The 14,733-nt window shown below is 75.0% G+C and carries 2 protein-coding genes; both read right to left on the reverse strand.

Annotated elements, in window-relative coordinates; all coding sequences use genetic code 11:
- The coding region (locus ACWEVN_RS38815; protein ID WP_452054597.1) for a beta-ketoacyl synthase N-terminal-like domain-containing protein at positions 1-4,770 on the reverse strand (4,770 nt) is incomplete at its 3' end.
- A 10-nt stretch (positions 4,771-4,780) separates the two neighbouring features.
- Positions 4,781-14,733: SDR family NAD(P)-dependent oxidoreductase (locus ACWEVN_RS38820; protein ID WP_452054598.1), on the reverse strand; the 9,953-nt coding region annotated here is incomplete at its 5' end.

Below are 14,733 nucleotides of genomic sequence, written 5' to 3' on the forward strand. Positions count from 1 at the left end.
CGCCTGCCGGCCCGCCCGGACCAGGCCGCGCAGCAGGTGCGGGACGGTGCCGCCGGCGGCCGCGTCGGCCCGGACCTCGCGCAGGTCGAGTTCGATCGGCACCAGCAGGGCTTCTCCGGCCGCGAGTGCGGCGTCGAACAGCGCCATGCCCTCGGCGGACCCGAGCGCCCGGACGCCGCCGCGGCCTTCGCGCCGGCTCATCCGGGCCAGGGTGAGGTCGTCGATGGTGCCGGCCATGCCGGTGAGCTGCTCCCACGGGCCCCAGGCCAGTGACAGGCCGGGCAGGCCCGCCGCGCGGCGGGCGGCCATCAGGCCGTCGAGGAAGGCGTTCGCCGCCGCGTACCCGCCGCTGCCCGCGCCCATGAAGATCGAGGAGGCGGACGAGTAGACGATGAACGCGTCGAGGTCGGCGTCGCGGGTCAGCTCGTCGAGGTGGCGGCCGGCGTCCACCTTGGGGGCGAAGACCTTGGCCAGCCGGTCACGGTTCAGCGCCCCGGTGACCCCGGCGTCGAACACGCCCGCCGTGTGCACGACCGCGGTCACCGGGTGCTCCTCGAGGAGCGCGGCCACCTGGTCCCGGTCGGAGATGTCACAAGTCACCGCGGACACCGACGCGCCGTGCCCGGTCAGCTCGGTGATGAGGTCTTCGACGCCGTCGGCGTCGCGGCCGCGGCGGCTGGCCAGCACGAGCCGGCGCACGCCGTGCCGGGTGACGAGGTCGCGGGCGGCGAGCGCACCGAGCGTCCCGGCCCCGGAGACCAGGACCGTCCCGTCCGGGCGGAAGGTCAGGGGCGCTTCGGCCGGTTCGGTGACGCGGGCGAGCCGCGGCACCGAGAACGTGGTGCCGCGCAACGCCAGCTGCGGCTCGCCGGTGGCCAGCACCGCGTCCAGGGGCACCTCGCCGTCGGTGTCGAACAGGACGAACCGGTCCGGGTTCTCCGACTGCGCGGCCCGGACCAGGCCCCACACCGCGGCCCCGGCCGGGTCGGTCACCTCGCGGACGGCGCCGCGGGTCACCACGACCAGGCGGGCTTCGTCCGGCGCGTCGGTGAGGAACGCCTGCACGGCCTCCAGGACCCGGCTGGTCAGCGCCAGGGGCTCCTCGCCGAAGGCTTCCAGCACCTCGGCCCGGCCCGCCGGGGCCACACTGTCCACAGTGGTCAGTTCGGGCCAGTCGACCCGGTACAGCGAGCTGGTGCGCGCGGTGTCGAGCTGGTCGAGGGCGACCTCGCGCAGGATCAGCGAGGCCAACGTCAAAACCGGGGCGCCGGTCTCGTCGGCGGCCTCGACGGTCAGCGCGTCCGGTCCGCCGGGCGCGACCCGGACCCGCAGGCCCGCGGCCCCCGCCGCGTGCAGCGCCAGCCGGTTCCAGGAGAACGGCATGACCGACTTGCCGGGCTGTCCGGACGCGGCCGCGGCGATCGTCCCGGTCTGCAGGGCCGCGTCGAGCAGCGCGGGGTGCAGGCCGAACCGGGCGGCGTCGTCCCGCCGGTCGCCGGGCAGGGTGACCTCGGCGAACACCTCTTCGCCGCGCTGCCACACCGCCCGCACGCCCTGGAACAGCGGCCCGTACGCGTATCCGCGCTCGGCGAGGTCGGGGTAGAAGTCGCCGATCTCGACGCGCTGCCCGTCCGGCGGCGGCCACGCGGTGAAGTCGAACCGGGTGCCGGTGGCCGGGGTCGCCGAGACCGTGCCGGTCGCGTGCCGGGTCCACCCGTCGTCGCGCTCGGAGTGGATGTCGACCGTGCGCGAGCCGTTCCGGTCCGGGCCGCTCACCGTGACCTGGACGTTCACGCCGCCCTGCGCGGGCACGACCAGCGGCGCTTCGGTCACGAGCTCGTCGAGGACCGGGCAGCCGGCCTCGTCCCCGGCCCGCACGGCCAGCTCGACCAGCCCGGTTCCGGGGAAGAGCACCACGCCGCCGATGGTGTGGTCGGCCAGCCACGGGTGCGTCCGCAGCGACAGCCGCGAGGTGAACAGGAGGCCGTCCGACTGCGGCAGCCGCACGACCGCGCCGAGCAGCGGGTGCCCGGCCTCGGCCTGGCCGAGCGAGACGGCGTCCGCCTGCGCGGCCGGCCGGAGCCAGAAGTGCTGGTGGTCGAAGGCGTACGTCGGCAGCTCGACCCGCGCGGGCGGGACCAGCGTGGCCCAGTCGACGTCGATGCCGCGGACGAACAGCTCGGCCATCGACGTCAGCAGCCGCCGCGGGCCGCCGTCGTCGCGCCGGAGCGTCCCGGTGACGACCGCGTCGGTGAGCTCGCTGATCGGCTGCACCAGCACCGGGTGCGCGCTGACCTCGACGAACACGCCGTGCCCCTGCGCGATCAGGGCTTCCACCGCCGGGCCGAACCCGACCTGGTTGCGCAGGTTGCGGTACCAGTAGCCACCGTCCAGGACGCCGGCGTCCTGCACCCACTCGCCGGTGACGGTCGAGAAGAACGGCACGGCCGGGGCCTGCGCGGTGATCCCGGCGAGTGCCTCGGCGAGGGTGTCGCGGATGTCCTCGACGTGCCGGGTGTGCGACGCGTAGTCGACGGCGACCTGCCGGACGCGGACGCCGTCGCCGGCCAGCACTTCCAGGGCTTCGTTCAGCGCCTGGGCGTCCCCGGCGATCACCACCGAAGCCGGGCCGTTGACCGCGGCGACCTCGATCCGGCCGTCCCACAGCGCCAGCCGCGCGTCCGCCTCGGCTTCGCTCAGCGCGACCGACGCCATCCCGCCGCGGCCGGACAGCCGCGCCGCGATCGCCTGGCTGCGCAAGGCCACCACCTTCGCGGCGTCGTCCAGCGTCAGCGCGCCCGACACGCAGGCCGCGGCGATCTCGCCCTGCGAGTGCCCGACGACGGCGTCCGGCCGGACCCCCACGGACGCCCAGACGGCGGCCAGCCCGACCATCACCGCGAAGCACGCGGGCTGCAGCACGTCGACGCGGTCCAGGTCGCCTTCGCCGCGGAGGACGTCGAGCAGGGCCCAGTCGGTCCACTGATCGAGGGCGGCCGCGCACTCCTTGATCCGCTCGGCGAACACCGGCGAGGCATCCAGGAGCTCCCGGCCCATGCCCACCCACTGCGTCCCCTGGCCCGGGAACACCCAGACGACCTTGCCCGGCTTGCCCGCGGACCCGGTCACGACGCCGGGCGCGGCCTCACCGCGGGCCAGCGCGGCCAGTCCCGCGCGGGCTTCCTCGTCCGAACCGGCCACGACGACGGCGCGTTCCTCCAGCACCGCGCGCCCGGACACCAGCGCCCCGGCGAGCTGCGTGAGGGGCACGTCCAGCCCGGTCAGCCGGCCGGCCTGCCCGGCCAGGGAACCGGTGCTGCGCGCGGACACCACGAGCGGCACCACGGCCGGTCGTGAGTGGTAAGGAGGGTTAGAACCCGCTTTTTCACTCACGACGGACTCGGCGGGGGCTTCCTCGATGATCAGGTGCACGTTCGTGCCGCTGACCCCGAACGAGGACACCCCGGCCCGGCGCGGCCGCTCGCCGCGCGGCCACTCGCGGCTCTCGGTCAGCAGTTCCACCGCGCCTTCGGTCCAGTCCACCTGGGCGCTGGGCTCGTCGACGTGCAGGGTCGCCGGCATGACGCCGTGCCGCAGCGCCTGGACGACCTTGATCACGCTGGCCACGCCCGCGGCGGCCTGCGTGTGGCCGATGTTCGACTTGAGCGAGCCGAGCCACAGGGGCGTCTCCCGCTCCTGCCCGTAGGTGGCCAGCAGCGCCTGCGCCTCGATGGGGTCGCCCAGGCTCGTCCCGGTGCCGTGCGCCTCGACGAGGTCCACATCGGACGGTCCGAGGCCGGCGTTCGCCAGCGCGGCGCGGATCACCCGCTGCTGCGAAGGGCCGTTCGGGGCGGTGAGGCCGTTGGACGCGCCGTCCTGGTTCACCGCGCTGCCCCGCAGCACGGCCAGCACCCGGTGCCCGCGCTGCCGGGCGACCGACAGCCGTTCCAGCACGACCACGCTGATGCCCTCGGCGAGCACCATGCCGTCGGCCCCCGAGGCGAACGCCTTGCACCGGCCGTCCGCGGCCAGGCCCCGCTGCCGGGAGAAGACGACGAACGAGTCGGGGCCCGACATCACCATCGCGCCGCCGGCCAGCGCCATCGAGCAGTCCCCCTGCCGGAGGGCCTGCGCGGCGAGGTGCATCGCGACCAGCGACGACGAGCACGCCGTGTCGATCGTGACGGCCGGGCCTTCGAACCCGAACACGTAGGACACCCGGCCCGACGCCACGCTCGACGCCAGCCCGGTGCCCGCGAAGCTCTGCATCTCCGGCCCGGTCAGGCCGCCGCCGTAGCCCGAGCCGCCGGCGCCGGTGAACACGCCGACGTCGGTGCCCTTCAACGACGTCGGGTCGAGGCCGACGTCTTCCAGGGCTTCCCAGGACGCCTCCAGCAGCAGCCGCTGCTGCGGGTCCATGGCCAGCGCTTCCCGCGGCGAGATCCCGAAGAAGCCCGGGTCGAACAGGGCCGCGTCGTGGAGGAAGCCGCCCTGGTCGGTGTACGACGTCCCCGCGTGGTCGGGGTCCGCGTCGAACAGGGTGTCCAGGTCCCAGCCGCGGTCGGTGGGGAACCCCGACACGGCGTCGCCGCCCTCGGCCACCAGCCGCCACAGGTCGGCGGGGCCGGTGACGCCACCGGGCAGCCGGCACGCCATGCCGACGATCGCGATCGGCTCACTGGCGGCGCCGACCCGCTTCTTCAGCGTGCCGACCTCTTCGAGGGACTTCCGCAGCGCCTCGACGACCTTTTCATACGACGCACTCACCACTTGCTCCCCATCACTCGTCGCCGAAAGCCAGTTGCACGAGGTCGTCGACACCGAGCTCGGCGATCGACGGCTCTTCGGTCACGACGGCCGCGAGCGCGTGCCGCAGCCGGTCGCCGTCCGCGCCGTGCCCGTTCCCGTTGCTCTCCGGCACCAGCCGCGCGCTCAGGTACCGGGCCACGGCCAAGGGGTTCGGGTAGTCGAAGACCAGCGTGGCGGGCAGCTTCAACCCGGTCGCCTCGCGCAGCCGGTTGCGCAGCTCCACCGACGTCAGCGAGTCGAACCCGGTGTCCTTGAACGCGGTGTCCGGGCGGACCGCCTCCGGACCGTCGTAGCCGAGCACCACCGCGACCTGCCCGCGGACCAGGTCGACGAGCCGCGCCTCCCGCTCGGCCGGGGCGAGCCCGGCCAGCCCCTTGTCCACAGTGGACACCGAACGGGCCTGGCTCCGGACCGGCCGCACCAGGCCGCGGAACAGCACCGGTACCGCGCCCGCCCGCAGGGCGGCCAGGTCGAGCTTGATCGGCACCAGCAGCGAGCCGGCCATCCGCAGCCCGAGGTCGAACAGCTCCAGGCCCTCGGCCCGGCTCAGTTCCAGGACGCCGTTGCGGCCGGCCCGCGCGTGGTCGACCTCGCTGAGGTGGGCGGCCATGCCGCCGCTGCGTTCCCACAGGCCCCAGGCCAGGGACAGGCCCGGCAGGCCCGCGGCCCGGCGGTGGGCCATCGCCGCGTCCAGGAAGGCGTTGGCCGCCGCGTACGGGCCCTGGCCGCCGCCGCCCATGACCCCGGCGACGGACGAGAACACGACGAACGCACCGAGGTTCCGGTCCCGGGTGAGCTCGTCGAGGTGGCGGACCGCGTCGACCTTCGCCGCGTAGACGTTCGCCAACTGGTCGGGGGTCAGCGCCTCGATCACGCCGTCCTCGAAGACGCCGGCGGTGTGCACCACCCCGGTGAGCTCCGGCAGGTCCGCGAGGAGAGCGGCCACCTGGTCGCGGTCCGAGACGTCACAGGCCACAAAGGACACGTCCGCGTCGGGCAGGTCACTGATCAGGTCCTTCGCGCCGTCGGCGTCCAGGCCCTGCCTGCTGGCCAGGACGAGCTTCCGCACACCGTGCCGGGTCACCAGGTGCCGGGCCACCAGCGTGCCCAGCGCTCCGGCGCCCGAGACCAGGACCGTGCCGTCCGGCTCGAACGCGGCGGGCGTGTCCGCGATCCGGGTGGCGCGGGCCAGCCGGGGCACGAGGAGGGTCGTGCCGCGGACCGCGAGCTGCGGCTCGCCCGAGGCCAAGACGGCGTCCAGGGGGAGTTCGCCGTCGGTGTCCAGGAGGACGATCCGGTCCGGGTGTTCCGCCTGGGCGGACCGGACCAGGCCCCACACCGCCGCCGCCGCGGGGTCGGTCAGCGTGTGGTCGCCCCCGGCGGGCACCGCCCCGCGCGTGACGACGACCAGGCGTTCCTCTTCGGGTCCGGCCAACCACGCCTGGAGCTTCTCCAGGACCCGGGTGGTCGCGGCCAGCGCGGAGTCACCTCCGGCGACCTCCAGGACTTCGGCGTCCTCGACGGCGGCCGTCAGCCGGCCCCCGGGGAGCTCGGTCCAGTCGACGCGGAACATCGCGTCGTGGCCCGGGCCGGCCGCGGCGCCCAGCTGCTCGGCCGAAACCGGCCGGGACACCAGCGAGTCCATGGTCAGGACCAGGCCGCCGGTCTCGTCGGCGGCTTCGACGGACAGTGCGTCCGAGCCGCTCGGCGAAAGCCGGACCCGCAGGGCCGAGGCGCCCGCGGCGTGCAGGACGAGGCTGTTCCACGCGAAGGCGAGCACCGGCTCACCGGGCTCACCACCGACGGTCGCGGCCTGCAGGGCCGCGTCGAGCAGTGCCGGGTGGACGCCGAACCGGCCCGCGTCCTTGCGCAGGTCCTCCGGCAGCACGACCTCGGCGAAGACGTCGCCGTCGCGCCGCCACACCGCCCGCAGCCCCTGGAACGCCGGCCCGTACCCGTAACCCCGCTCGGCGAGGCCGGTGTAGAAGGTGCCGACGTCGACGCGCTCGGCGTCCGCGGGCGGCCAGGCCCGGAAGTCGAACGCCGCGGCCTGGGCGGGCGCCGACGACAGGACGCCGGTGGCGTGCCGCGTCCAGCCGGTGCCGCCGTCGCGCTGCGAGTAGACGTCCACCGTGCGCGAGCCGGTCTCGTCCGGGCCGCTCAGCGCGACCTGAACGCGGACCGCGCCCTGGGCGGGCACGACCAGCGGCGCCTCGATGATCAGCTCGTCGAGGGCGGTGCACCCGGCTTCGTCGCCGGCCCGCACGGCCAGCTCGGCCAGCCCGGAGCCCGGGAGGATCACGACACCGCCGACCGCGTGGTCGGCCAGCCACGGGTGCGTCCGCACCGACAGCCGCGAGGTGAAGACCAGGCCGTCGGACTGCGGCAGCTCGACGACCGCGCCCAGCAGCGGGTGGTCGGCCGCCGCCTGGCCCAGCGAGGCCGCGTCGGTCGCGGACTCGGCGGGCCGGAGCCAGTAGTGCCGGTGGTCGAAGGCGTACTTGGGCAGGTCGACCCGGCCGGCCGGAGGCAGGACCGCGGTCCAGTCGAGTGCCACACCCCGGACGAACAGCTCGGCCATCGACGTCAGCAGGCGGCGGAGGCCACCGTCGTCGCGCCGCAGCGAGCCGGTCACCACCGCGTCGTCGCTGATCTCGCTGAGCGGCTGGACCAGCACCGGGTGCGCGCTGACCTCGACGAACACGCCGTGGCCCTGGCGGCCGAGCTCGGCCACCGCCGGGCCGAACCCGACCCGGTTGCGCAGGTTCCGGTACCAGTAGCCGCCGTCCACGACACCCGGTTCCGTGATCCAGTCGCCAGTGAGCGTCGAGAAGAACGGCACCTCCGGGGCCTGCGCCTCGATCCCGGCCAGGGTTTCGGCGAGCAGGTCCTCGATCGCTTCGACCTGGTTGGTGTGGGACCCGTAGTCCACGGCCACCCGCCGGACGCGGACGTCCTGCCCGGACAGCGCTTCGACGACCTCGTCGAGGGCCTGGGCTTCCCCGGCGATCACCACGGAGGTGGGGCTGTTGACCGCGGCCACCTGGACCCGGTCGGCCCACGGCGCCAGCCAGGCGGTCGCTTCTTCTTCGCTCAGCGCGACCGAGGCCATGCCGCCCCGGCCGGCCAGCCGGGTGGCGATCGCCTGGCTGCGCAGGGCCACGACCTTCGCCGCGTCCTGCAGCGACAACGCCCCCGACACGCAGGCGGCGGCGATCTCGCCCTGGGAGTGCCCCACCACGGCGTCCGGCCGCACGCCGGCGGCCTGCCACACCGCGGCCAAGCCGACCATCATGGCGAAGCTGGCCGGCTGCACGACGTCGACGCGGTCCAGCAGGTCGGCGTCCCCGCGCAGCACGTCGAGCAGCGACCAGTCGACCCACGGCGCCAGCGCCGCCGCGCACTCGGCGACCCGCTCGGCGAACACCGGGGACTCTTCGAGCAGCGCCCGGCCCATTCCGGCCCACTGCGAGCCCTGGCCCGGAAAGACCCAGACGAGCTTGCCCGGCGCCCCCGCCCGGCCGGTGACCACCGCGGCGGTGTCTTCGCCGCGGGCCAGCGCTTCCAGGCCCGTCAGGGCTTCTTCGCGGGAGCCCGCGACGACGACCGCGCGTTCGGTCAGCGCGGCCCGGTTCGCCACCAGCGCCCGGGCCACGCCCGCCAGCGGCGCGTCACCCGCCGCGATCCCGGCGAGCCGACCGGCCTGGGCGGCCAGGGAAGCCGTGCTGCGGGCGGAAACCACGACCGGCACCACGGGCACCTCGGGCGTGGGCACCGGCTCTTCGGCGGGCGCCTCCTCCAGGATCAGGTGCGCGTTCGTGCCGCTGACGCCGAACGCGGACACCCCGGCCCGGCGCGGCCGGCCGGTGCGCGGCCACTCGCGCGCCTCGGTCAGCAGTTCGACCGCCCCGGCGGACCAGTCCACCTCGGGGGTCGGTTCGTCGACGTGCAGCGTCGGCGGCAGGACTTCGTGCCGCAGCGCCTGCACCATCTTGATCACGCCCGCGACCCCCGCCGCGGCCTGCGCGTGGCCGATGTTCGACTTGAGCGAGCCGAGCCACAACGGCGTCTCGCGGTCCTTGCCGTAGGTGGCGATCAGGGCCTGCGCCTCGATCGGGTCACCCAGCGTGGTCCCGGTGCCGTGCGCTTCGACGGCGTCCACATCGGACGGTGCCAGCCCGGCACCGGCCAGGGCCCGCCGGATCACCCGCTGCTGCGAGGGCCCGTTCGGGGCGGTCAGGCCGTTGGACGCGCCGTCCTGGTTGACCGCGCTGCCGCTCAGCACGGCCAGGATCCGGTGGCCGCGTTCGCGGGCCACGGAAACCCGTTCGAGGACGAGCACGCCGACACCCTCGGCCCAGCCGGTGCCGTCGGCCGCGGCGGCGAACGCCTTGCAGCGCCCGTCGACGGCGAGGCCCCGCTGGCGGGAAAACTCCACGAACGCGCCGGGGTTCGCCATCACCGTCGCCCCGCCGGCCAGCGCCATCGAGCACTCGCCCTGCCGCAGGGACTGCGCGGCGAGGTGCATCGCGACCAGCGAGGACGAGCACGCCGAGTCGATCGTCACGGCCGGGCCTTCGAACCCGAACACGTACGACACGCGGCCGGACGCCACGCTCGACGACCCGCCCGTGCCCGCGAAGCCCTCCAGCTCCGGGGTGACGACGCTGTCCCCCGGGGCCACGTAGCCCTGGCCGAACATGCCGGTGAACACGCCGACGTCGGTGCCCTTGAGCGAAAGCGGGTCGACCCCGGCGTCTTCCATGGCCTCCCAGGAGGACTCCAGGAGCAGCCGCTGCTGCGGGTCCATCGCGACGGCCTCGCGCGGCGAGATCCCGAAGAAGCCCGCGTCGAAGAGGCCGGCTTCGTGCAGGAACCCGCCGTGCCGGGTGTAGGTCTTGCCCGGGCGGGCCGGGTCCGGGTCGTAGATGCTCTCGAGGTCCCAGCCGCGGTCGGCCGGGAACTCCGACACCGCGTCCCGGCCCTCGGCGACCAGCCGCCAGAGGTCCTCGGGACCGGCGACACCGCCCGGCAGGCGGCAGGCCATGCCGACGATGGCGATCGGCTCGTCGAGGTCGGCCTTCGCGACCGCCGTGGTCACCGGCGTCTCCGCCGCGCCGCCGAGTTCCTCGCGCAGGTGCCGGGCGAGGGCCTGGGGGTTCGGGTAGTCGAAGACCAGCGTCGCGGGCAGCTTGAGCCCGGTGGCGGTCCGCATCCGGTTGCGCAGCTCGACCGCGGTCAGCGAGTCGAAGCCGGCGTCCTTGAACGCGGTGTCCACGCGGACGGCGTTCGCGTCGGCGTGCCCGAGCACGGCCGCCACCTGCGCCCGGACCAGGTCCAGCAGCAGGGTGAGCTGGTCCGCCGGGGCGAGCCCGGACAGCCGGCCGGCCAGCCCGCTGTCCACAGTGGACGCCGTGCGCGCCTGCTGGCGGCCCGCGCGGACCAGGCCGCGCAGCAGGTGCGGCACGGTCCCGCCCGCGGCGGCGTCGGCGCGCACCCCGCGCAGGTCCAGCTTGGCCGGCACCAGCAGCGATTCCGCCGAAGGCAGGGCGGCGTCGAACAGGTTCATGCCCTCGTCCTGGGTCATGATCTGCAGGCCACCGCGGCGGCTCATCCGGGCCCGGGTGGCCTCGTCGGTGTTGGCCGCCATGCCGGTGCTCTGGTCCCACAGGCCCCACGCCAGCGACAGGCCCGGCAGGCCCGCGGCCCGGCGGTGGGCCATCAGGCCGTCGAGGAAGGCGTTCGCCGCGGCGTAGCTGCCGCTGCCCGCGCCCATGAACACGGCCGAAACCGAGGAGTAGACGACGAAGGCGTCGAGATCCCGGTCACGGGTCAGTTCGTCGAGGTGCCGGACGGCGTCGACCTTGGGGCCGAACACCCGGGCCAGCCGGTCGCGGTCGAGCGTCTCGATGACACCGGCGTCGAGGACCCCGGCGGTGTGCACCACAGCGGTCGGCCGGTGCTCGTCGAGCAGGGCCGCCACCTGGGCGCGGTCGGAGACGTCACACGCGACCACCGACACGTCCGCGGCCAGCTCGGCGACCAGCTCCGCCACGCCTTCGGCGGCCGGGCCGCGCCGGGAAGCCAGCACCAGCTTCCGCACGCCGTGGCGTTCGACCAGGCGCCGGGCCACCAGGCTGCCGAGCGCACCGGCGCCCGAAATCAGGACCGTCCCGTCCGGGCGGAACACGGCGTCGCCGCCCTGCTCCGCGCGGGCGATGCGGGGCACGAAGAACTTCCCGCCGCGCACGGCGACCTGGGGCTCGTCGCTCGCCAGGACCGCGCCGAGCGGGAGTTCGCCGTCGGTGTCGAGCAGGACGATCCGGTCGGGGTTTTCCGCCTGCGCGGCCCGGACCAGACCCCACACGGCCGCTCCGGCCGGGTCGGTCACGTCGCGGACCGCGCCGCGGGTCACCACGACCAGCCGGGCTTCCTCCCCCGCGCCGGCGAGGAACGTCTGCACGGCTTCCAGCACCCGGGCGGTCAGGTCGAGGGGCTCCTCGCCGGACGCTTCGAGCACCTCGACCCGATCCGGCACCACACCGTCCACAAGGGACACTTCGGTCCAGTCGACGCGGTACAGCGATCCGGCGCGGGCCTGCCCGGCCGAGAACTGCCGGGCCACGACCGATTCCGCCGTGACGACCAGGCCGCCGGTTTCGTCCGCCGCCTGGAGGACGCCGCCGGGCACCAGCCGCACCCGCAGCGCCGAGGCGCCCGCGGCGTGCAGGACCACGTTGTGCCACTCCGCCGGCTGCTCGTCGTCGGCGAGGGCCGGGCGCAGGGCCGCGTCCAGCAGCGCCGGGTGGATGCCGAACGCGCCGGCGTCCTGCCCCTCGGGCAGCGCGACCTCGGCGAAGAGCTCCTCGCCGCGCCGCCACCCGCCGCCGGCCGGTTCGGCACCGGCGGGCGGCCACACCGTGAAGTCGAACGGCTCGGCCGCCGGGGCGGTGGCCGCGAGGTGCCCGGTGGCGTTCCGGGTCCAGTCTTCGTCGCCTTCGCGCTGCGAATACACGTCGACCGTGCGCTCGCCGCCCACGACGACCTGCACCCGCAGGCCCCCGCTCTCGGGCAGCACCAGAGGTGTCTCGACGGTCAAGTCGGCGAGGACCGGGCACCCGATTTCGTCACCGGCCCGCACGGCCAGCTCGACCAGGGCGGCACCCGGGACGCCGTCGGCGAGCCACGGGTGCGTCCGCACCGAGAGGCGCGAGGTGAAGACCAGGCCACCGGACTGCGGCAGGGAAACGACCGCCCCGAGCAGCGGGTGATCGGCCCCGGCCAGGCCGAGCGCGGGCGCGTCGGCCGCGGCGGGCGGGCTGAGCCAGAAGTGCTGGTGGTCGAAGGCGTACGTCGGCAGCTCGACGCGCGCGGGCGGCGCCATCGTGGCCCAGTCGACCGGGACGCCCCGGACGAACAGCTCGGCCATCGAGGTCAGCAGCCGCCGCGGGCCGCCGTCCTGCCGCCGCAGGGTTCCGGTGACGACGGCGTCGACCTCGGTGCCGTCCACCACGTCGGTGACCGGCTGGACCAGCACCGGGTGCGCGCTGACCTCGACGAACACGCCGTGGCCCTGGGTGAGCAGCTCGGCCACCGCCGGGCCGAAGCCGACCTGGTTGCGCAGGTTCCGGTACCAGTAGCCGCCGTCGACGACCCCGGCTTCGGTGATCCAATCGCCGGTGACGGTCGAGTAGAACGGCACGACCGGCGCCTGGGCGGTGATCCCGGCCAGGGTCTCGGCGAGGGTGTCCTGGATGTCTTCGACGTGCCGGGTGTGGGACGCGTAGTCCACCGCCACCCGCCGGCCACCGAGGGCTTCGACGGCCTCGGTGAGCGCTTCGGCGTCACCGGCGATCACCACCGAGGCCGGGCCGTTGACGGCGGCGATCTCGACCCGCCCGTCCCACGGCGCGAGCCGAGCGGCCACCTCGTCGTGGCTCAGCTGGACCGACGCCATGCCCCCGCGGCCCGACAGCTCCGCCGCGATCGCCTGGCTGCGCAGCGCGACCACCTTCGCGGCGTCTTCAAGGGACAGTGCACCGGCCACGCAGGCGGCGGCGATCTCACCCTGGGAGTGGCCCAGGACGGCGTCCGGCACGACCCCGACCGACGCCCACATGGCGGCCAGCCCGACCATCACCGCGAAACACGCGGGCTGCAGCACGTCGACGCGGTCCAGGTCACCCTCGCCACGGAGGACGTCCAGCAGCGACCAGTCGGTCCACGGCTCCAGCGCGGCGGCGCATTCGGTGATCCGCTCGGCGAACACCGGGGACGCGTCGAGGAGCTCGCGGCCCATGCCGGCCCACTGCGTGCCCTGGCCGGGGAACACCCACACGGTCTTGCCGGGCATTCCGGCGGTGCCGGTGACCAGGCCGGTCGCGCTCTCGCCGCGGGCCAGTGCGGTCAGGCCCTCGCGGGCTTCCGCGGCCGAGCCGGCCACGACGACGGCCCGGTCGGTCAGCGTCGCCCGGGTCGACAGCAGGGCCCCGGCCACGCGGGTCAGCGGGGCGTCGTCGTCGAGGAAGTCCGCCAGCCGGGCGGCCTGGCCCGCCAGGGAGCCGGTGCTGCGCGCGGACACCACGACCGGCACGACACCTTCGGGCACGTCCGCGTCGGAAGGCTCCTCGGCGGGAGCCTCTTCGAGGATGAGGTGCGCGTTGGTGCCGCTGATGCCGAACGACGAGACGCCGGCCCGGCGCGGGTGGCCGTTGCGGGCCCACTCGCGGCCTTCGGTGAGCAGCTCGACCGCGCCCGCGGACCAGTCCACCTGCTTGGTGGGTTCCTGCACGTGGAGGGTCGGCGGCAGGGTGTCGTGCCGCAGCGCCTGGACCATCTTGATGACGGCCGCCACGCCCGCGGCGGCCTGGGTGTGGCCGATGTTCGACTTCAGCGAGCCGAGCCACAACGGCGTTTCCCGGTTCTTGCCGTAGGTGGCCAGCAGCGCCTGCGCCTCGATCGGGTCGCCCAGGGCGGTGCCGGTGCCGTGCGCCTCGACGGCGTCCACTTCGGACGGTTGCAGCCCGGCCGTGCTCAGCGCGGCCCGGATCACCCGCTGCTGCGAAGGGCCGTTCGGGGCGGTGAGGCCGTTCGACGCGCCGTCCTGGTTGACCGCGCTGCCGCGGAGCACGGCGAGCACCTGGTGGCCGCGCTCGCGGGCCACCGAAAGCCGTTCGAGGACGACGATGCCGACGCCCTCGGACAGGACGGTCCCGTCCGCGCCGTCGGCGAACGCCTTGACCCGGCCGTCCTCGGCCATGCCGCGCTGCCGCGACATGCCGATCACCCCGATCGGCGAGCCCATCACGGCAACCCCGCCGGCCAGCGCCATCGTGCACTCGCCCTGCCGGAGTGCCTGCGCCGCGAGGTGGATCGCCACCAGCGACGACGAGCACGCGGTGTCCACGGTGACCGCCGGGCCTTCGAACCCGAAGGTGTAGGACACCCGGCCCGAGGCCACGCTGCCCGCGGTGGCCGTGGTGACGAAGCCTTCGAGTTCGGCGGGCATGTTGCTCAGGGACTCGAGGTAGTCGTGGATGGAGACGCCGGAGAAGACGCCGACGGCGTCGCCGCGGGCCTTCGTCGGGTCGATGCCCGCGCGCTCCAGGGCTTCCCAGGACGCTTCGAGCAGCAGGCGCTGCTGCGGGTCCATGGCCAGCGCTTCGCGCGGCGAGATGCCGAAGAAGCCCGGGTCGAACTGCGCGGCTTCGTGCAGGAAGCCGCCCTGCCGGATGTAGGCCGTGCCCGGGCGCTCGGGGTCGGAGTCGAACAGGCCGTCCAGGTCCCAGCCGCGGTCTTCGGGGAAGGCCGACATGCCGTCGCGGCCTTCGGCGACCATCCGCCACAGGTCGTCGGGGCTCAGCACCCCGCCCGGCAGGCGGCAGGCCATGCCGACGATGGCGATCGGCTCGCCCGCGTCCGCGG

The sequence above is a fragment of the Amycolatopsis sp. NPDC003861 genome (assembly GCF_053605405.1).